The sequence below is a fragment of the Bathymodiolus azoricus thioautotrophic gill symbiont genome, assembly GCF_001298715.1.
GTDB lineage: Bacteria > Pseudomonadota > Gammaproteobacteria > PS1 > Pseudothioglobaceae > Thiodubiliella.
Map to the genome: position 1 here is coordinate 1 of NZ_CDSC02000485.1, position 884 is coordinate 884.

1 protein-coding gene is annotated in these 884 nt (G+C 33.0%); it reads left to right on the forward strand.

What is annotated here, in order from left to right; genetic code table 11:
* Window positions 1-804 (forward strand): hypothetical protein (locus BAZSYMA_RS10150; RefSeq protein WP_195910186.1); only part of this gene is annotated, 804 nt, incomplete at its 5' end.
* Between the last annotated feature and the right edge of the window lie 80 nt (window positions 805-884).

The window sequence follows — 884 nt, forward strand, 5'->3', positions numbered from 1 at the left end:
TTTTTTATGACTGAGTTTTGCACTTATGAAGCAAAAACCAACAAAGGAGGGTACACAAGAAAAATAACTTACAAATTGGTCAATGATTTGCCGTATTGTAAACACAATAATATCCATGGCTATAAGTTTAAAGGTGAAGTATTTGAAGAGTCAATCAGTCAAACTGGCGTACTTCCTAGCACCTTCCAAAGAAACTGCACTATCAATATGAAAATTCTAACAACCAACAACTTTTTAACAGATTGGATGGCCAGCAAAACTTATATCGACCAACAAGGGGAGTTTTCAAAGGTTTCAAATATTAGTGATGCCGATATTGTTAAAAAACACAGGATATACAACGGAGAATTAAGTGATGCTGTGATTATAGATAAGAAAACCTTTGTCAGGTCTTGTCAAGCTTTCAGACCTAAGCAGTTTTTTAAAGATTTTACGAATGCCGATATCAATTATAACAACCCTTATTTGAAAGAAAAAACCACCGATGGTCGTGTTTCTATTTTTGGCAAAGACGCCATTAAATATCATAATTATATCGGCATTCGATTTGATGAAAAACACCGTGCTATAAAAATTAGAAAAAGAATTAAAGATGCCAAAAAAAACCTTAGTAGAAGTGGTAAAAATAAAATCAGTAGCGCCAAAACTCAACCACCCTTTGAGAATGCAAACATGCCCATGATTAAGGCAAAAATTAACAAGCAAAAAGTAATTGATTTTTGGAAAAACCCTGCAAGGTCTAAATATGATCTAGATTTGCCTTATGACGGCATGCTATCTAATACCATTTTCAAAAATAACTAAACTAATTCTATCCATTCTCTACTACACAATTTCTTAACAAAACTTATCCTTCTTTAAGATGTCATTCCAAGCATCGCAAC